The sequence below is a fragment of the Nonomuraea longispora genome, from assembly GCF_004348345.1.
Classification (GTDB): Bacteria; Actinomycetota; Actinomycetes; order Streptosporangiales; family Streptosporangiaceae; genus Nonomuraea; species Nonomuraea longispora.
In genome coordinates, this window is sequence record NZ_SMJZ01000180.1 from 1 (window position 1) to 18,689 (window position 18,689).

An 18,689-nucleotide genomic window follows, 5' to 3' on the forward strand; every position below is an offset into this window, starting at 1 on the left:
ATGCCAGGGGCCGCCTGGTCGTAGGGCAGATGGGCGATCGCGGCGAGCTCGTTGACGGCCAGGAGATACCCGGTGTTCATGCGGCGGCTGGACATGCGGCCGGGCAGGTCGAGGCCGCGTAGACGGCGCAGATACTGATGGCCGGAGGCGAACAGCGCGAACGTGGCGGCGATCTCATGAGCCCGTCCACGAAGGCGGCCTCGGGCGTCGGGGCGATCACTGGTGATGGCGTAGGAGATCTGGACACCGAAGCGTGACTGGCCCGCCTTGGCGAGGATGGCGCGGATCTCCTCGGCTCGTTCAGGAAACATCCTGGCCAGCTCGCCCGGCCTGGCAAGGCTCATGCCGCCGGGTGTGATCAGGTCGAACAGCTCGGAACGGAGACTGCCGGACGTACCGTTGCGCAACGCGGAGGCGGCTCGGTGAGCGGCTGACAGCCGCCGCCCGGTCACCGGTCGGACCAGCACCTGAACGGCGGCATGCTCGCCTGGGCGCAACCCAGACAGCGCGCCGAGCAGCGCACGCAGCGGGTCGCCGCTGTGCGTCGTCGTGAGCGGGTAGTGGTCCGGGCGGGCCAAGGTCATGCGCCACCGGGACGTCCTGACCCCGCGCGGTGTGGGCGGTTCGACCGGACGGGTGGTCACGGTAGCGCCGGGCCAGGCCGACCGGATCGCCTTCTCGACCAGCCCGGGCGGGACGAGGCCAGGTACCCAGAGCTGGACGCGGACGCTGGCGGAGTCGGCCACGTACTCCCAGGACAGGTGGGGCTGGCCGAACAGAGCACGCTTCCAGCGCGGTGCGGTCAGCCCCATGACCTGGGACCACCAGGCAGCCGCGCTGCCGGGCTCGACCTGCGGCGGGACGGCGATCTCGACCAGCCGAGCGTTCCGCGCGAAGCGGGCGTTGCGCCACCGCCACAGGACGGCTCTGGCCGCGATCGCGAAGGCGACCACGCTTCCGATCACTGCTCCGCCGAGGGCCGGGTCGGGAAGGGGCGGGATCACGGCTGGTCGGCCTCCCACTCGGCCGGGTCGGTGGTGGCGAGCGCATGCTCGGAGGCGCTGGCGACGGCAGAGAAGGCCGCACGGTCTCCAGCGCCGCCACAGACCAGGCCTTCGCCCTGGCCGGCCGAGAGCAGGAAAAGCCGCTCTCCTTCGGTGAGGCTGAACGCGTCGGCGATCTCGTCGATGGCCTGCGGGGCCTGACGCAGAAGTATCTGTGTGCCGGCGTTCGCGACGACGGCCTTGCCGAGATCTGAGCCGAGAAGGTCGGCGGCGTCCTGGGTGACGACGGCGAGGCCGGTCCAGTGCTTGCGGGCGGACTTGGCGAGCCGATACAGGAACCTCGCACCCTCGTTCTCGCGCATGAGCGTCCACGCCTCGTCGACCACGACCAGGCGGCGGCGCCGGTCGGCAGGGTTGGACACGCGACGCCAGATCGCGTCGAGCGCCAGGAGCATGCCGACCGGGCGGGTTTCCTCGGGCAGGTCCCGCAGGGAGAACACGATCAGGTGGCCGTCCGGGCGGGTGGTGGTCGGGCCGGAGAACAGACTGCGATACGAACCGGACACGTACGGGGCGAGCCGCGCAGCCAGCTGGGACGCCTCCGGCGCGTCCGTAGCCTCCAACATCGTCGCCAGGTCGGCGAGCAGCGGCGCGGGACGCTTCCACGTACGTCGGTCGGAGGTGATGCCGTGGGCCGCGTAGGTGGCGATCACGGCCTTGTCCAGTACAGCCTTCGTCGCAGCATTGAGCGGTTCGCCGAGCATGGTCCCGACGAGGGTCTGAAGGAACATCGCGCGCCGGTCCAGCGCGTCGTCGCCTTCGGCGGAGTCGGGCAGATCAAAAGGGTTGAAGCACACGCCGGGCGCACCGAGGCCGAGGATGGTTCCCCCGACCGCTCCTGACAGGCGGCGGTATTCGTCCTCGGGGTCGACGACGCATACCTCGACCTGGTGGAACAGCAGCCGCAGCACCTCAAGCTTGGTGAAGTACGACTTGCCCGCCCCCGACCGAGCGATCGTCACGGAGTTGTAGTTGTCGTGCGCGAACCGGTCCCACAGCACGACGCCGGAGGAGTAGACGTTCAGCCCGTACAACACCGGGGTCTCAGCGAGCCGGGCTCGCAGATCGGGTGACGCGAACGGGAACGCCGCCGCGAGCGCCGAGGTATCGAAAGTCCGGCGCGTCTTCAGCGCGTCGGCACCAAACGGCAGCGTGGTCGTCCACCCCTGCATCGCGCGGAACGTCGCCGGGTGCGCGTCGAGCAGAAGGGAGGCTGCCAGCGCCTTGACGTGCTGGACCTCAGCCTCCAGCTCTTCGGAGTCCGCGGCGTGGACCGTGAGATAGAGACCGACACGGAAGAGACGGCCGTGGCCTCGGGCGAGAGAGGCGGCCAGCTCCGCGGCGTCGTCGGCCGCCGCATCGGTCGCGAAGTCCGGCGTACGGCCGCTCGTGGAGGCCGACTCCAGGCGGGCGAGCTGGCGGCGGAGCCGTTGAGCGGCGACCAGCGGAGGCACGGGCTCGATGTGCAGGGATACGTCGAGGTGTCCTGGATAGCCGGTCAGCGGTTCGAGCCAGCCTGCGCCCACCTCGCGCGGGTATCCGGCGATCGCGAACGACGCGCAGACTCCGTCGGGAAACTCGACCGAACGAGCATTGATCTTCAACGATGAGGGGCCGGGCAAAGTGGCGGCGGTCTTGGCGAGTTCCGCCGCGTGGTCGGAGAGTCGGTTGAACATCATCAGGCGTCTTCTCCACGAGAGATCGGCTCATCAGGGCGCGCGATCCCGACCGGTTCCGGGCGGCGCGGCGACAACGACCGCACCAGCAGCTCGCGAGCGTCGTCGGCGCCCATGACGGAGGCGTGGACGCCAAGCGCGAGCAGGGAGCGGACGGTTTCTTCTGCGCGACGAGCCACGATCGCCGCCGAGCTGTTCCGGTGAGCGGCTCGCCGATGCCCGCGCTTCCACGTTGGCGGCTGCTCGCTGTCCTGATGACGGACCACGACGAGGACGTCGCGGGTCAGCAGATCCCGGGTCGCGCTGAGTTCGGTGAGAAAGTCGGCGTGCTGGTGTGCCGCCTGCTCGAGTGCTGGATCGGCCAGGCGCTCGGCGGTGTGGCTGATCCGGTCGGCGAGATCGGACAGGTCGACCGGGCGGGCCTGCAAGAGGATCTGTACGGGTGCGTCGAGTGAGTTCAGCCACCCGGCGAACACCCCCACCAGCGCCGCTTGCTCCTCGCCGGTCCGCAGTCCGAACGCCACGGTCCCGGCTCGGACGACCGCCGCGGTTCCGCCTTCGGCCAGCTCTATGACGCCGTCCTCACGGATCGCCCGGACCGGGAGCCGCAAGCGCCCGGGGAGCCGGCCTCGTACTCGGCACCAGGCCGGCGGCTCGGGCACTCCCTCCTCAGCCGTGACGAGCCTGCGATCCCGGCGCAGCCATGCGAGGGCATGAAGGGCGAGCCGGTCGAGACCGAGCCCGTCGCGTCTGCCGAGTGCCAGCGCGCATCCGCAGGCGATCATCGGTACGACGATCGCGGCGAGCACCGGGATGGGCAGCCGGTCACCGGCCAGGACGTAGACCCACGTGGCCAGCAGTCCCGTCCCCGCCAGGATCGCGACCTGCCGGATGGTCAGCTTCGCGAGGATCTTGTCCGGCATCTCCACGTCGGCCGGGATCGTCGCGACCAGCCGTTCGTTATTTGCGTGTCGCACGGCGTTCTGCCTTTCTGCGAGGACGAGGCATGTCGAGCCGCACCGTGACCTGCGAGCGATCGCGTTGCGCGCGGCGTGCGGCGGACGCTTGCGGTAGGTGTGTGGCGTTCGGTTGCTGGTCGTTGCGGACGGGCGGTCGGCCACGACGGCCCGGTTGCGGGCGGGGATGGGGTACCGGGCCTGGCTGCTTTCTGACGGGGCTGTCCGGCGTGTCAGGGCGCGTTGGGTGGTCATGACGGGACGGGCGATTCGTACGTCCCACACGGGCGTTTCCGTTGCCGCCGCAGCCCGTGGTGGGCCGCCGGGATGGACGGGGACGTCGCTGTATCCCGCCGCTCGGCCCGCCCGAGCTCGGATTCCGCCCACCGGGGCCACCACCGCCAGGACCACCGCCGTAGGGCGGGCCGCCGGGAGGACCGCCGCTGGGCGGGCCATTGGGCCCAGTGCCGGTGGGCGGGTTCGGAGGCCCGGAACGCGGTACCGCGCGTGACGCACCGGCGCGCTTTCCGAGTAGGAAGTTCAGCCCGCGATAGATGATCAGGGACTGCACCAAGCGCGAGAGCGTCCTGGGCCGGTTCGCCTGCCAGATCGTCCTCGCAACCCATCCTGGGATCTTGAACAGGACGAACAGCAGGCACACGGCCATGAGCAGGTCGGCCAGGTCCGCCGTGGTGGGCACCCAGAACGCGGCGGCGTCCTCGGCCGGGTTGTCGGAGAAGATGAGCTTCAGCGCCGTGACGAGCACGAGCGACTGGCATATCTGGATCGTCAGCAGCCCGATGAACGACCGCCACCACAGCCTGGCCAGCCCGTCCGTCATCGGCAGCGCGTGAAAGATCAACGCCAGAGGTGCTGCCGCGATCACGACCATGGTGAGCGCGATCCGTACGAGATAGGTAAACACGACCCCGACCGCCAGGACGACCGCGACCAGCGCCACGAGCGCGAAGAACACGCCGTGAGTGGCGATCCCCGCCAGGATCGTTGTCTTGACGGCGTTGAACACTGACTCCGGATCGATCCGGTCGGCACCATCAGCCAGGAACGCGTGACTCAGCCCGTTGACCAGGGTGATCGCGTACCCGATCGCGACCAGGCTCAGGTTCGCGGCCAGGAACGCCCACACCAGCCGGGGCAGCAGTTCGCGCGCCGAGCTCTCACCCGGGAGCGCCTGCCCGACCATGAGCATCACTCCCGCGGCTGTCACCAGCAGCACGAAGCAGGTGTTCGCGATGGTCCTGGAGATCTCCCACAGCTGCTTGGCTCGGGCCATGGCCGGGGAGTCCAGCTCTGGCGTCGCCAGCACGGTCGACCCGAGCATCTCGAACACCGGCTTGGAGGCCGTCTCCACGAGGTGTGTGAACCACTCGTTGACCGCCTGGCGGGCCTCGCAGGCCACGCTGATGAACCCGCAGTCCTGTGCCGGCGCTGCGGCCGAAGTCGAGGGCGTCGCGGTTGGGGTGGGCGTCGGTGTCGCTGTCGGAGAGGCGGCGAGCGCGCGTCCGCTGATCAGCGCCAAGGCGAGCGCGGCACCGACCACCAGGAGGACGAGCAGCCCGGCCGCCCTTCGGCGAGTCCCGGACACGTCAAGCCCCCACGATCCGCTGCAGGATCTCCACCAGGACGGGCGCGAGCACCGCCACCCCGTAGCCGAGCGCTCCGTACCGCAGCGTCTTCTTGGCGGCCTCGACCTCTCCGGGGTCGCCGCCGGCCAGTATGTAGCGGACTCCGCCGATGGTGAAGAACAGCGTGGCCAGCCCGACGAGCAGCCCGACCACCACGTTGCGCAGGTTGGTGATGACCTGGTCGAGCGAGGCGGAGGCCAGCGCGGTCATGGCCTCGGCGATCCCCGGCACAGTCAGGGCCGCGATGGTGCAGCCGCCGGTCCACACCAGCGACGCGACACCACGCCGCACCAAGCTCACCTTCGCCGGAACCCGGATGACGAACAACGGACAAGGCCGAGATGGCTTCATGACATGGCCCCCAAGGACGAGATCTTGACCTGGCGTCGAGCCGTGATCACAGGCCCGGAACGGTCCGGGATGGGTGTCCTCCTTCGAAGGACGAGGGACGATGGACTCGATGGGAACGGGCAACCGCCCCCCAGAACTCCGCCCCGAGCCGTGATCACGGCTGACGTAGATGAATCACCGGTTCAGCACTCGACATTGGAGCCCGGTCCGTCACCGCTGACCGAGACTTGACCCTCCTCGATCGCCCGCGCCAGCCGCGTCTCCGCCGTTCGCCGGCGCTTGTACAGCCGATCCGCTGGCACCCCGAGCCGCCCCGCGTACGCCCGCAACGACTGCCCTTCCAAGCGCGTCGCGTTGATCAGCTTCGCCTCGTCGGGAGTGATGACCCGGCACCGCACAGCCTCGGCGAGCACCATGAACGGCTCGCTGTCCTGGGCCGCCTGCTCCGGTATGTCGGCGCAGATCTCGATGGAGGCGAGCTCCCGCGCTCGAACCTGAAGCGCGCCCTTCTTCGCCCACAGCAGCAGCCGAGGCAGGATGTTCGGCCGGTCGAGATCGATCCGGCGGAGCTGCGCGACGAAGTTCGTCACCATCTCCGAGACGATGTCGTCGACCACATGCTTCGGGCAGCCGTGCGTGGTGCGCGAGGCCAGGTTCTTCAGCCCTGGCATCGCCACGCCGACGCACGCGATCACCCACGCCGGGCCATCGCTCCGCGAGCGCCGCACCAGATGCGCCCAGACGGCATCCTTCAGTTCGTCGTCGGCCTGTGGTGAGAGCAGCAGCGCCTTCAGCTCGCCGAGACCGATTGGATGCTGGGGCAGTTCATGACCGATGAAGCGGCCGTCCACTGAGAGTGGATTCGGACCCGTGATCAGGAATCGGAACGCCTTGTCCGCCGCGTTCAGGGCGTTCAGGTTGGAGTTCGTTGCGGCTGTGCTGTCCTGCAGATCGGTGGCCATGGTGTCTCCCCGCGGGGTCGCGCCGGATTGGTCGATCCAGGTCTCGACCACCGGATGGGAAGAACCCGGGACACAGAGGTCCGTTGCGCCAACACCGCGAACCACCCCAGTCGCTGCTTTCGACCCGCTGATCAGCGGGAAAAGAGAGGGACTGAAGTCACGCGCAAGAGGTCCGTTAAGCTGCCCAAGCAGTGTCTGACCTGCTTAGACGCGCCTCATCGAGCGGGCAGGCAAAGCTACAGTCAGGCCTTCGTGGCTGACACGGTGCCTTCCGTCACCTCACTACTTCAGCGCCATGATGTTGTCACCAGGCACACGCACTCCTGCGGCAGCGGTCGACTGCCGCCACACTCGAAGGATGGATTCGACTGGCAAGCAGTACGCCTTCGTGATCCAGACGAGGGACAAGCTCAGCAAGGTCTGGTCATGGGTCATGGATTACAGATCCGCCGACGGCAGCGTGACAGGTCGTGGAGTGATTGATGACGCTGAAGGAAGCCCGCACAGTTTCGGCCGGGCGACCTTCGACGCCTACTTGGATCACCTGGTCGCCTCCGTGCCAGAAGCCGTGGACTACTACCTCCACGACGACGAGTACGACACCGAGTGGCGCATCCTGGTATGGGATGTTCCTGCTACTGAATACAGCCAATACAGCACCGTCCCCTCGCCTGGTGACCGCGCCCGTCTCGGATATGCGCTTGCCATGGCCGCCGAGAACATCGCACCTCATGCAAAGAGCACGTGGCCTGGCCATGTGGTGCGCGGACGGCTTCACAATAAGCAGTGGGCAGCGCAAGAGAATGGCGGAACCGCACCTGGGGAGGGCGCCTAAGCCTGACTCCATATCAGGGGGTAGTCACGACCTTGGCTGCCGCACGCCGCTTTTGCCGCTCTTGACGCATCTTGGCTTTCCTCGCGGGCTGCACATACAAGATCTCGGTCATCTCGATGATCAGCTCCGCCACGTCGCCGACCTCCTCTGCGGAGTACAGCAGGCCGTCGTGGACACTGTCGTTGCCCAACATCCTTGCCTCATGTAGGTCTGTTACTAGGTCGTCGCCAAGAGAGGGCTTAAGATTCTCGATCTTGTCGTAGAGGCTCTTGCCCGTCGCGCCGCGTTCCTTTACCAGTTCCTCGATCGTCGCCCTATACATAGCCGCAGCTCCACGGTAGGCACCGACGTTCTCGCAGCGGCTGCCCTCCATGAAGCGATCGCGAATTCCTTCAGGCACATCCTGGTCGAGTTCGCGAGGTTCCTCGACGGGCCACAGCTATCGGGTCTTCTTGGACGGCATGGTCTGACCCGCAGCCAGACGATAGGTGATCAATGTAAGGGTGCCCTGGTTGCAGTGCTGGCAGGTCCATGAACGTTCCAACACCGTAACGCCAGAGGTGCTATACACAGGTTGAATTCGTAGAGTCGGTCATGTCTTTGCCGGGGTATCGAGGGTGAGCCCGGTCTGGGTCAGGCAGCCGGTGAGCAGATGGGGGCCGGTACTGGATCTTCTTCAGCTTGCGTTTGACGATCCGGACGAGTCCAGGCAGGTCGGCGACGGCGAAGTTGGCCAGAGCCCGGCGAAGTAGGGACCAGACGCCCTCGACGAGGTTCAGCTCGGGCGCGTAGGCGGGTAACTGGACGATGCGCAGCCAGTCGGCGTGCTCGGCGGCGAACTCGGTGAGCTGGCCGGCCAGGTGCACGTTCAGGTTGTCCCAGCACCACACCAGTGGCGCGCCCAGGTGCTGATGGGTGGCCACGATCAGGTCCCGGTAGTCGATCCAGCAGAACGACTTCGGCTCTCCCCTGCGGCCGCGGTAGATGTGCAGGCGGTAGAACAGATGCGGCCGCTCACCGTCCCGATAGGCCGCAACGCCGGCCATGTTGACCCGGCCCGAGCCCTTGCCGCGTACCGTCACTACCGGACGGGCGCCGACCGGCGCCCAGGTGCGTCCCTTCGGCGGCCTCAGCCCCTGCCCGGCTTCGTCTTCGAAGCACAGGTAGGCGCCCAGGTCCGCAGCGGTGCTTTTACCACCGGCCACACCTCCTGTTTCCAGGCGGCGATGGCCTCCTCATCGCGCTCGAGGGCCCGCCGCGCCGGAACCTGGACCGACCAGCCGTGGCGATGCAGCAGCTTGCCCACGCCCTCGATGGTGTAGCCGATGTGGAACAGCCGCCCGATCAGCGTCTTGACCCGGGCCAGCGTCCAGCACTGGTTCTCGTCGTATCCCCAGGCCAGCGGGCCGCGCCGAAGCTAGGTCTCCAGCCGCTGCCACTGCTTGGCCGACAGCTTCTCCTTCGACACCGGCCCCTTGGACAGCAGCGCCTGCGTCCCACCCTCGCGCCAGGCCTTGCGCCAGCGGGTCACCGACCGCTCGTGCACCCGTAACCGTGCGGCGATCGTCTTGGTCGACTCACCGGCCTCGAACCACTCGGCCGCTTGCAGCCGTACACGCTCTCGCCGTTCCTGCTCGGCGGGCGTGTACCCACCCCTTTGCCCGTACCGCATACCACGGTCGTCCCGCATCGAGCGCTATCCGTCACGACTCGAAGACTCTACGCATTCAACCTGTGTAGCGATCTTGTCGTTCAACAGACTCAATACGGCCGATGCTGAAAACTGTACCTTCGGGATCGCTCTGGGGGCATACGCGAGCTGCGCCGACATTCATATCTTGAGGAGGCTGCTTTCCCCAGTCCGCGAACCCGCCTGTGAGCACTACTTTGTCCCCCTGCAAGATCCGGCCGAAATTGGGGACATCGACTCCACGCTTCTCCTGTTCAACAGCGGGTTGTGTGCCCTCGGGCCATATAGGGGTTGCCGATCTCTGCGGAGAGTCATACAGCAACTGGAGGCATTTGCTGTCAGACGCATATCCCACAGTAGCTGTGAGACTCGCGAGGGAGTAGACTCCTGAGCTATGGACAATGATCAGAGGGTGTTCATCGGCAGATGCATCGATCTGATCGGCATCTCCGCAGGCCACTAAACTTAGCAACACTACGAAGGTCAACGCGAAGCGTCTCGGTATGTTCCTTGGACGTCTACCTGTAGCCATCATACCTCATTAAACCATAGGAAGAGGGTGCCGGTAAACGCTTCGCTTCCTATGCAGGTGAGGAGTGCCAGCAAATGCACCGGCACTCCTCTGCGCTTCCTGGAGCGTCTACCCAATCAGCATGTGGAGCAAATCCAGACGTTCCAATCGCTCCCGAATCCGCCCGACTCGTTGAAATTCGAGACCTTGGCTATCTGAGAGAAGGTACCGTCGGAGCCCGAGTTGATTCCATACGCTATCCCTCCCCAATAGGTCGGGCCTCCGCTGTCGCCGCCGATAAGACCATAATCCGCCTCGAAATTATCGTGGTATGTCACCCCGCCGGAGGTGTACTCGGTGCTCACGTCTGATATGTACCCGCATCGGGCTCCCAGTCCTGCTTCCGAGCTGGATCTCCCGAATGAGCACATGGGCCGATCCAATGTGGTGACCACGCCACTTGCAATTGCATAGCGAGGCAAGTTGAGCTCGTAATAGAAGGTGCGAGTATAGGTGAGATCGCCCCCTTGGTAGCGGGCGAAGTCGTATAAGCTGGCACGGAACATCCGACTCAGCGTTGTTCTGTTGGTGTCGTAATCAGAGTGGTTCTCGTAGACGAGATATGGATCGTCGGCGCAGTGTTTTGCCGTGGTTGCGGCCCGCACACCTGAGTCGGACTGAATGTTGAAGCCAGCCATACAAATGTGCGCGTTGTTCAGTGTGAGATAACCTCCTCCTCGGAGATAATTATCAGTGAGACTGTATTTCAGGTCGTCGACGAGGGTCACGTTGATTGATATGTTGGGGTTTTCTGAGGGTGCAGGCTGCAGGGTCTGCTTGATTCGATTCTTGTCAGCGCTGTCGAGCCGCTTCGTGTGTAGCTCCGCTTGGAATGCGATGACGCCGGTTTCAACGTCGTAGCGTCCGATCAGCTCCTGAACCTCTGGGTTACTAGCAAGGATTGAATGACGTGCATCGCGAACCTCCTTTAGCTCCGCCTCAGAGAACCCCTTATCGCTAATGAACTCTACTTCGCCGGGAAGTGTCTTGGCGAGCTCTATCGCTTTGGCAGGTATCTCGCCTTTGAAACCGATGCGTAGGCTGCGGCCGCCGTTGGTGTAAGCCATTCCCGACAGGTCGTCGTGGAAGTTTTGGGATAGCTGAATAGCGACTGCATCAACTGCTGGCACCCATGCGTAGCGGTCGATGGCTTCGTCGAAAGAGTATCCCTTGGCTTCCGCTAGGCGGCTAAGGTCGATCAGTTCGGCGAAGGGTATGCCATCGACCTTGATGGTTGGATCCGGCACAGGGCCGTCAGGCATGTCAGCCTGGAGGTTGGGGTCTTTCCGGACCGCCTCCGCCGCATATTCGTCGAGGGCCTTCTTGAGCGAGATGCCCTGCGCTTTGGCCTCGTGTGCGAGCCTGTCAAGAGTGGGACGACTGGGCTTGGGTTGCTCGTCACGAGTCAGAATGAGAGCTTGAGTGCCAAGGGGAGCGGAAGAGTGACTAGTGGTCTCGGGTTTTGGCGAAGGACCGCTGGCCGCTTGAGCTAAATTCGAAGATAAAAGTATTATTGTCGCAACTGAAGCTGTAAGTGCTACCCGGCTTTTCATTTTGTCCTTTCGAGGGCTGGTGAGGATACCTGAATGGTTTGCCTTGAAATGATCATGCATTGTGTAAGTATTTCTGTCAAGAGGTGTTCGAGACTGACCGTCGGCCTTGCGAACGGTAGTCGAATGATCTCCGAAAGTGATCGACCCCGGGCATTCAACGCTGTCAAGGACCCTGATTTCCGGCAGGCGATTGCCCTTGGTGATGACTAACGGGTGGAGCGTGTTCTCGGCGGCGCCGACTCCGCGACGCAGGGTCTTGCCTTTCACAGCCAGGTCGGTGAGTTGGGTCCCGCTCGTGGGCAGCCTTCGTGGCGGGCATGGTGCTCATGCGGAGAGTGCGGCCCGATTGAGGGTGTATGAAAAGGGCCGGGCGAGTCATGCTGAAAGAACCCGGCCGCGAAAGGCCCCACGGTTTGCTCTCGTGCCTCGCAGAGCTGTTATGGCTCCGCCTGTTCGCTCGGCTCTAGGCAAGGGCTCGGGCCGGGTCAACATGGCCGGCGTTGCGGCCTATCGGGACGGTGAGCGGCCGCATCTGTTCTACCGCCTGCACATCTACCGCGGCCGCAGGGGAGAGCCGAAGTCGTTCTGCTGGATCGACTACCGGGACCTGATCGTGGCCACCCATCAGCACCTGGGCGCGCCACTGGTGTGGTGCTGGGACAACCTGAACGTGCACCTGGCCGGCCAGCTCACCGAGTTCGCCGCCGAGCACGCCGACTGGCTGCGCATCGTCCAGTTACCCGCCTACGCGCCCGAGCTGAACCTCGTCGAGGGCGTCTGGTCCCTACTTCGCCGGGCTCTGGCCAACTTCGCCGTCGCCGACCTGCCTGGACTCGTCCGGATCGTCAAACGCAAGCTGAAGAAGATCCAGTACCGGCCCCCATCTGCTCACCGGCTGCCTGACCCAGACCGGGCTCACCCTCGATACCCCGGCAAAGACATGACCGACTCTACGAATTCAACCTGTGTAAGTGCGGATTCCTTCGTAATGCTGGGCACGAGTTTGCGGGTGTCGAACAACCTGAACGACGTGTGTAGCTTGCAGTGACCACACAAGCCCGTGCGCATTGTCTGAACCACCTCAGGGCGCATGCGCTGCTCCTCGACTCTGAACGAGGCGTAGCCAGGTCAAGGAGAGAGCGCGTTCCGCGTCTCACTCGACTCGGCTATGCCGCTGCACACTCGGTCCCGGTGGCCCGAGGCTGAATCCCGCGCGCGGATACACGGTAGCGCCGATCTCTCGACAAATGAGGCTCAATTCGAGCGCCTCCGTTCCGCGAGCGGTTCCAATCAGGACTGATCAGCTGGTGTTTCAATGCATGGGAACGGGTGGCCGTCGCGGGTCACCATAGATGAGCAGAAACGACGAGCCGCGACCGAAGCGGTCGCGGGCTGCCGAGAGGCGGTTGGTGCCGCTCTCGGTGTGGCTGTGTCCCGACATCACGCCCGGAGAGTCCGGCGTCAAGGATCGTCCGCGCGTTACCGAGACGGTGGCTCGGCATCTGATCGGTGCCTGCTCCCGTCCGGGTGGCGTCGTAGCGGATGTCTTCCCGACGAGCGAGGCCGTGCTTGTCACCGTGGCAGGCATGGAGCGGCTGGGGGTCGGGTGTGTTCCGCGTCTCCCGGTTGCGCAGCACCTTGCCGGCCGTCTGCGGCAGGAGCTCGCGGCGGATCAGCGGGCGGCGGTGAGGCTACGTCCACACGGGCCTCACCAACTGCGCGAGGCCCTGCTTGGTCTCGAAGGTCGGGTGGAGCTGTTGATCGCGGCGCTTCCGCCTTACCCGGAGGCCGGACGAGCGGCCGGTCCGGCGTCGGCGTCTTGTCCTTCGTGCAGGGCGGAGCCGCCGACGCTTGCCCTGCCGCAGCTCGGTCGGTTCCTGGAGGATGCGCGGCATGTTCTCGCGCCAGGCGGTCACTTGGCAGTGATCACGACGGCGCGGCACGAGCGGGGGAGGCTGGTGGACCTGGCGCCGGGGATTATCCGGCGAGCAGGCGCGGCCGGGCTGGCCTATGTGCAGCATGTCATCGCGGTACGCGTCCCGGTTGAGGGTGATGCGCTGGTTGTCCAGGCCGATCCGGCGGAGTTGGGACAGCTTCGCCGTGCCCAGTCGGCGGAGTTGCCGCCGGTTGTGTCGGTGCACGCGGACGTCTGCCTGTTCGCTCGTATCGCCGGGGGTGCTCGATGAACGAGAGCGTTCTGCCGTCGGTCCTGGCTACGGGCCAGCTGCAGTCGCGGGTGCAGCGGCGTGGCCGGTATGTCGCGGAGTCGATGAGGCATCCGGTCAAGATGCTCCCGTCGATCGCCGCCCAGGTGATCTCGGTGTTCACTGAGCCCGGTGAGCTGGTGGTGGATCCGATGTGCGGGATCGGGACCACGCTGGTGGAGGCGACGCATCTGGGGCGGCACGCGGCGGGCATGGAGTACGAGGCGGACTTCGCCGGTCTCACTGCTGCCAATGTTCAGCACGCTCGTTCGCAAGGGGTGACGGGATTCGCTCGGATGGCTTGCGGCGACGCGCGGAACATCGCGACCGTGTTCGCGAACCTGCGAGGTACGGCCGCACTGGTGCTGACCTCTCCGCCCTACGGCGTGCGGACGCACGGGCATGTCCGCTGCGGGAGCCGGGAGGGTGGCGGGCCGGTGGGGAAGTCGAACCACCGGTACTCCAAGGGCAAGGGGAACCTCGCCCACCGGCCGTTGCCTCTACTGATGGAGGGCTTCGGGCAGATCCTCGCCGGATGCGGGGAACTGCTGCGGCCCGGCGGAGTCGTCGCCATCACCGTTCGGCCGATCCGGGTCGGCGGGCGGCTCGTCGACCTCCCCGGTCAGGTCATCGAGACCGCGGAGGCGGCTGGTCTGGTGCTCACTCACCGCTTGGCAGCGTTGCTGTGCGGGCTGCGTGATGGCCGGTTGGTGCCCCGGGCGTCGTTCTTTTAGATGCTGGAGGCCTGGAGGGGTCAGGAGAAGGGGCAGCCGGTGTGCGCTGCGGCGCATGAGGATCTTCTCATTCTGCGCAAGCGAGGTGATGAAGGTTGAGGGCGACACTTCATCACAGCTCGACGGTCCTCAAGCGCAGCCCGTCGCCGTCCACAGGCTGTGTACGGCGGTCCGGGTCTCGCCGGGTGAGAAGTCGTGTCCAGGTGGTCGTTGACATCGGTGGTCGAGGCGAGCGGTCATGTAGGGCCGCCGGGGGTGGGCGGGCCCGTAGGGCCCGATCCGGTCGCCGGTGGACGCGGGAACCCGTTCCGAACCGGGACGGGTCGTGAGCGGCGCAGATCACGGGCTGCGGCTGGTCGTGCCGGGGGAAGAGCTCAGGCTCACCCCCGGCGCGGCCGGTGTGCTGCTGCGAATCCTGCTCAAAGCCGCCGCCCGCCTGAAGCAACCGCAGACCGTGAAGGAGCAGCAGGGATGACGATCAGGTTCGGCTTCTACGGCCGGGTGTCGACCGAGGACAATCAGGACCCGGAGGCCTCGAGGGCCTGGCAGTTGCATCGGGCACGAGCGCTGATCGAGTCGCGTGGTGGAGAGGTCGTCGCGGAGTTCTTCGACGTCGACAAGTCCCGCTCGATTCCGTGGCAGCTGCGGCCGCACGCGGCGGCATTGATCGAGGAGCTGAAGGATCCTCGGCGAGGCTTCGACGCGGTGGTGATCGGGGAACCGCAGCGGGCGTTCTATGGCAACCAGTACAGCTTGACGTTCCCGTTGTTCGAGCACTTCGGCGTGCCGCTGTGGGTGCCCGAGGTGGGCGGGCCGATCGATCCGGCGAACGAAGCCCACGACATGATCATGGGCGTGTTCGGCGGGTTGTCGAAGGGTGAGCGGAACCGGATCAAGATCAGGGTGCGTGCCGCGATGGCGGCGATCACCGCGACCGAAGGCCGGTTTCTGGGCGGGCGTCCGCCGTACGGGTACAGCCTCCAAGACGCCGGTCCGCATCCGAACCCGGGTAAGGCGGCGGATGGTCGGAGGTTGCGGCGGCTGGTGGCTGATCCGGTCAGCTCGCGTGTGGTGCGGTGGATCTACAGCGAGTTCCTCAAAGGGCGGGGGTATCTGGACATCGCCGAGGAGTTGACGCTGCGAGGGGTCCTGTCGCCATCGGCCAGCGATCCTGGGAGGAACAAGCATCGGGATCAGATCGCGTGGTCGAAGTACGCCATCCGAGTGATCCTCGCCAACCCGCGCTACACGGGTCACCAGGTGTGGAACAAGCAGCGCAAGGACGAGATCCTTCTGGACGTGGAGAACGTCGCGCTGGGGACGACGACCAAGCAGCGGTGGAACACCAAGGACCAGTGGATCTGGTCGGAGCATCCCGTGCATGACGCGATTGTGAGCGTCGAGGAGTATCAGCGGGTCCAGGAGATCCTCGCCACACGTGCCAGAGGCCAGTACAGCCATCGACCCCACCCCACCCGGCGACCATACGCGTTCCGGGGTGTGCTGTTCTGCGGGTATTGCGAGCGTCGGATGCAGGGGAACTGGAACAACCGGCAGGCGTACTACCGGTGCCGTTTCCCTGCCCAGTACGCCATTACCAACGACCTCGACCATCCCAAGGTCGTTTACCTGCGCGAGGCGGAGATCTTGGGTGAGGTCGATGGCTGGCTGGGGACCGCGTTCGGCCCGGACAGGTTGGAGCACACGATCGCGGCGATGGCCGCGCAAGTGATCGACCCGAACGAGGCGGCTCTGATCGGTCTGCGGAAGCGGCTGTCGCAGTGTGATCGCAAACTCAACCAGTACCGATCCGCCCTCGACGCCGGAGGCGACCCGATCGAGATCTCTTCATGGATCAACGAGACCAAGAGCGAACGCGCTCGCCTGGAAGGGGAGCTGAAGGCCGTCCCGGCCGTTCAGCGCATCAGCGCCGCCGAGATCAGGGCGATGATCGAGGAGGTCGGGGATCTTGTGCGGCTGGTCTCGGATGCGGACCCGGACGACAAGGCCGATCTCTACACGCAGCTTGGGCTGAAGCTCACGTACTACCCCCAAAAGCAGTATGTGGAGGCCCGGATCGAACCGGAACCCCCACATGTGCGAGCGGTGTGTGTCCGAGGGGGGACTTGAACCCCCATGCCCATCACTGGGCACTAGCACCTCAAGCTAGCGCGTCTGCCTATTCCGCCACCCGGACTTGGTGCCTGCACGCTGGACCGTCATCCCGCGTCGGCTCAGTAAGGCTAGCAAACTCTGAGGGGTGAGTCATACCGAGAATCCGGGCTCTCGCCGAAAGGCGGCTGTAGGAGTGCGGGTATGCCGGGTGATGGTGCGTGGCGGGGCGCCTGATGGCGTGCTCATGACGTACGCCAGAGGGTATTGGGCCTGTTGGGGATGGTTTGGGCTATGTGGCGTTGGTGATTTCCTGGGGCTGCGGCGAAAAGGCCTTGCGACAACCTTGAGTGCTGCTACGGTTACGGACCGTTGAGGGGTGAGTCCACGGACCGGCCTCGTCAACGCTGAGGAAGGGTTCTGGGAATTCGGGAGGTCACGTGGCGCGCGCGGCGATGCATCAGCCGGGGGAGAGGTCCCCCGCTGTGTTTCGCCTGTCCGTGGCCTCCCAAGGGCAGGACAAGGCCACCGATCGGGTCGACCGGATGGCGCGGTTCGCGGCCGGTGCCCGTCGGCTCGTCCTGCGGGCAACCGCCGTCGGTTCCCTCGTGGCCGCCGGATGGTTGCTCGCTGTTCTGTTCGGCATGCTCACCGCTGCTCCGGCGGCTGCGGAATCCACCGCGGTGACGGGAGCGTCCCACTCAACATCGGCCGCGGGGGTTCCCGCGTCCGAAACGGCCACGGACTTGTACGAGTCCGCAACGGCCACGGACTTGTACAAGTCCGCAACGGCCATGGGCACGCCCGTGGCCGAGATGCCCGCGGTCCCCTCCGCGGTCTCAGAAGTCGGCGCGTCGGCCGCCTCCCTCGGCCCCGGTCATGTCTCGGCGTCAGACAACGCCGAAGCCATGGCGGGGCGCACGGTCGACGGCCTCAACAGCCAGCAGGATCCTGGCCTGCCGACACCGTCCACCGCCGGCAAGATCCTGGACACCAACGGCTTGGTGCCCAACGGCGGTGGCAGCGGCCCGTTCGGGTCCGCCACTGGGGACGTCGCGAGGTCAGTGTTCGACCCGCGGCTCGAGGCACGGCGCTCACCTCCGGCGTACGTGCTGCCCCCCGTCGTCCGCACAGCGGCGGACGACCCTTCTTTCTCACCTGACTGATCCCCGCCCGGGCGCCGGCCGGTCTTTCGCGACGGAGTACGTCGCAGGCACCTCGACCCCTGCCGGGCCCGTTCTCTGAACAACACGGCAACGCGGCAACGCGGCAACGCGTCAACGCGGCGGTGCGCGGCATCGATCCCCTCCGCCGGCGGGTGAACACGTCAGTTCAGCTGGTTCGCGAATCCGAGGTCTCCGCTGTGCGCGAAACCTCGCACGGCCTCGGGTTGTCCGCGAACCGTTCAGGTAATCCCCCCAAGAACCACAAGGAGCATCGATATGCGTACGTGGGCGAAGGCATCGACCCCTGCGGCCCTTCTCGCGGTGGCCGTCATGTCGTTCGGCGGCAGCGGCACCGCGCTGGCCGACACCTCGGGCGACGCGTCCGTCGGCGGCGGCAACCAGGTCGACCTGCCGATCTCGCTGCCCATCGACATCAGCGGCAACTCCGTCGCCGCGATCGGCTCGTCGGAGGCCTCCTCGCAGGGCGGCGCCGAGGTCGTGAACAACCGCGGCGGCGGGGGCAACCCCAACCGCACGTCGGGCAACGCGAGCATTCTCGGCGGCAACCAGGTGGACGCGCCGATCAGCGCGCCGGTCAACGCCTGTGGCAACGCGGTCTCGCTGATCGGCAGGTCCGACGCGGGCTGCAAGGGCGGGGCCGAGGTACGCCACCAGGGCAGGGGCAATACGGGCGGCAACCGTACGTCGGGCGATGCGAGCATTCTCGGCGGCAACCAGGTGGACGCGCCGATCAGCGCGCCGATCAACGCCTGTGGCAACGCGGTCGCGATCTTCGGCGGCGCGACGGCGGGCTGCAAGGGCGGCGCCACGGTGAAGAACTCCGGCAAGGGCGGCCCCGGCGGCAACCGTACGTCGGGCCGGGCGAGCATTCTCGGCGGCAACCAGGTCGTGGCCCCGATCAGCGCCCCGATCAACATCTGCGGCAACTCGGTCGCGGTCGTGGGGCGGGCGTTCTCCGGCTGCAAGGGTGGTTCGTCGGTCACCAACGGCGGCCCCAAGCGCGGCTACCACCACGGCGGTCACGTGGGCTCGCGCGGCAACGACACCGACGGCCGGTTCGGGGTGGGCAGCGGCAACCAGGTCGTGGCCCCGATCAGCCTGCCGATCAATGTCTGCGGCAACGCCGTGGGCAACGCCACGGCCGGGTG

Annotated in this window: 19 protein-coding genes and 1 tRNA gene; 8 read left to right on the forward strand and 12 right to left on the reverse strand. The window is 66.2% G+C overall.

All coding sequences use genetic code 11. From position 1 onward, the window contains the following. The 6 genes from E1267_RS33900 to E1267_RS33925 form a co-directional block, all read right to left on the reverse strand. Positions 1-1,004: DUF8128 domain-containing protein (locus E1267_RS33900; protein ID WP_484213946.1), on the reverse strand; the 1,004-nt coding region annotated here is incomplete at its 3' end. Next, positions 1,001-2,743, reverse strand: a complete 1,743-nt coding sequence (locus tag E1267_RS33905; protein ID WP_132338723.1) for a VirB4 family type IV secretion system protein — start codon at positions 2,741-2,743, stop codon at positions 1,001-1,003. The genes E1267_RS33905 and E1267_RS33900, both read right to left, overlap by 4 nt. After that, positions 2,743-3,717 (reverse strand): PrgI family mobile element protein, encoded by a 975-nt coding sequence (locus E1267_RS33910; protein ID WP_165959956.1) that lies wholly within the window; start codon positions 3,715-3,717, stop codon positions 2,743-2,745. The genes E1267_RS33905 and E1267_RS33910 overlap by 1 nt, the downstream gene beginning before the upstream one ends. Continuing rightward, a complete protein-coding gene (locus tag E1267_RS44860; RefSeq protein ID WP_165959955.1) occupies positions 3,701-5,302 on the reverse strand; it encodes a TrbL/VirB6 family protein in 1,602 nt (533 codons plus the stop codon). The genes E1267_RS33910 and E1267_RS44860 overlap by 17 nt, the downstream gene beginning before the upstream one ends. A gap of 1 nt (position 5,303) precedes the next feature. Next, positions 5,304-5,633: a pilin gene (locus E1267_RS45915; RefSeq protein ID WP_246064429.1), complete on the reverse strand. Its 330-nt coding sequence runs from the start codon at positions 5,631-5,633 to the stop codon at positions 5,304-5,306. Between the two features lie 242 nt (positions 5,634-5,875). Then, positions 5,876-6,655 carry a sigma-70 RNA polymerase sigma factor region 4 domain-containing protein gene (locus E1267_RS33925; RefSeq protein ID WP_132338731.1) on the reverse strand — a complete coding sequence of 260 codons (780 nt, stop codon included), beginning with the start codon at positions 6,653-6,655 and terminating at the stop codon, positions 5,876-5,878. A 358-nt stretch (positions 6,656-7,013) separates the two neighbouring features. Here E1267_RS33925 and E1267_RS33930 point away from each other — a divergent pair, with 358 nt between their 5' ends. Next, positions 7,014-7,490, forward strand: coding sequence for a hypothetical protein (locus E1267_RS33930; RefSeq protein ID WP_132338733.1), 477 nt, complete (start codon positions 7,014-7,016; stop codon positions 7,488-7,490). A 13-nt stretch (positions 7,491-7,503) separates the two neighbouring features. Here the strand turns inward: E1267_RS33930 and E1267_RS33935 are convergent, their stop codons facing one another. The 5 genes from E1267_RS33935 to E1267_RS33950 all read right to left on the reverse strand — a co-directional run bounded on the left by E1267_RS33935 (position 7,504) and on the right by E1267_RS33950 (position 11,571). Continuing rightward, on the reverse strand, positions 7,504-7,863 hold the full coding sequence (locus E1267_RS33935; RefSeq protein ID WP_132338735.1) for a DUF4145 domain-containing protein: 360 nt from the start codon (positions 7,861-7,863) through the stop codon (positions 7,504-7,506). A 190-nt stretch (positions 7,864-8,053) separates the two neighbouring features. After that, entirely contained in the window at positions 8,054-8,695 is a 642-nt protein-coding gene (locus tag E1267_RS33940) for a transposase (protein WP_220449807.1), read from the reverse strand. Then, positions 8,620-8,892 (reverse strand): helix-turn-helix domain-containing protein, encoded by a 273-nt coding sequence (locus tag E1267_RS48110; protein ID WP_220449810.1) that lies wholly within the window; start codon positions 8,890-8,892, stop codon positions 8,620-8,622. The genes E1267_RS33940 and E1267_RS48110 overlap by 76 nt, the downstream gene beginning before the upstream one ends. A 15-nt stretch (positions 8,893-8,907) precedes the next feature. Continuing rightward, positions 8,908-9,162, reverse strand: coding sequence for a helix-turn-helix domain-containing protein (locus E1267_RS45925; RefSeq protein WP_220449808.1), 255 nt, complete (start codon positions 9,160-9,162; stop codon positions 8,908-8,910). A gap of 666 nt (positions 9,163-9,828) precedes the next feature. Further along, entirely contained in the window at positions 9,829-11,571 is a 1,743-nt protein-coding gene (locus tag E1267_RS33950; RefSeq protein WP_132338737.1) for a chymotrypsin family serine protease, read from the reverse strand. 223 nt (positions 11,572-11,794) lie between these two features. Here E1267_RS33950 and E1267_RS33955 point away from each other — a divergent pair, with 223 nt between their 5' ends. The 5 genes from E1267_RS33955 (at position 11,795) to E1267_RS33970 (ending at position 16,372) form a co-directional block, all read left to right on the forward strand. Next, positions 11,795-12,352 (forward strand): transposase, encoded by a 558-nt coding sequence (locus tag E1267_RS33955; protein ID WP_220449809.1) that lies wholly within the window; start codon positions 11,795-11,797, stop codon positions 12,350-12,352. 304 nt (positions 12,353-12,656) lie between these two features. Next, on the forward strand, positions 12,657-13,490 hold the full coding sequence (locus E1267_RS33960) for a hypothetical protein (RefSeq protein ID WP_132338739.1): 834 nt from the start codon (positions 12,657-12,659) through the stop codon (positions 13,488-13,490). An 83-nt stretch (positions 13,491-13,573) separates the two neighbouring features. Next, entirely contained in the window at positions 13,574-14,242 is a 669-nt protein-coding gene (locus tag E1267_RS33965; RefSeq protein ID WP_165959957.1) for a TRM11 family SAM-dependent methyltransferase, read from the forward strand. 325 nt (positions 14,243-14,567) lie between these two features. Next, entirely contained in the window at positions 14,568-14,717 is a 150-nt protein-coding gene (locus E1267_RS44865; RefSeq protein WP_165959958.1) for a hypothetical protein, read from the forward strand. Further along, the gene (locus E1267_RS33970; RefSeq protein WP_132338743.1) at positions 14,714-16,372 is read left to right on the forward strand and encodes a recombinase family protein; all 1,659 of its coding nucleotides are present in this window, start codon (positions 14,714-14,716) and stop codon (positions 16,370-16,372) included. The genes E1267_RS44865 and E1267_RS33970 overlap by 4 nt, the downstream gene beginning before the upstream one ends. On the opposite strand, the gene E1267_RS33975 is transcribed toward E1267_RS33970, so the two are convergent. Beyond that, positions 16,354-16,439 (reverse strand) — tRNA-Leu (locus E1267_RS33975). The genes E1267_RS33970 and E1267_RS33975 overlap by 19 nt on opposite strands. A 355-nt stretch (positions 16,440-16,794) precedes the next feature. Between E1267_RS33975 and E1267_RS33980 the strand changes: the two genes are divergently transcribed. Both E1267_RS33980 and E1267_RS33985 read left to right on the forward strand, forming a co-directional pair. After that, complete coding sequence (locus E1267_RS33980; RefSeq protein WP_246064430.1) at positions 16,795-17,520, forward strand: hypothetical protein; 726 nt, start codon at positions 16,795-16,797, stop codon at positions 17,518-17,520. Positions 17,521-17,796: 276 nt separating this feature from the next. Further along, the coding region (locus E1267_RS33985; RefSeq protein WP_132338745.1) for a chaplin family protein at positions 17,797-18,689 on the forward strand (893 nt) is incomplete at its 3' end.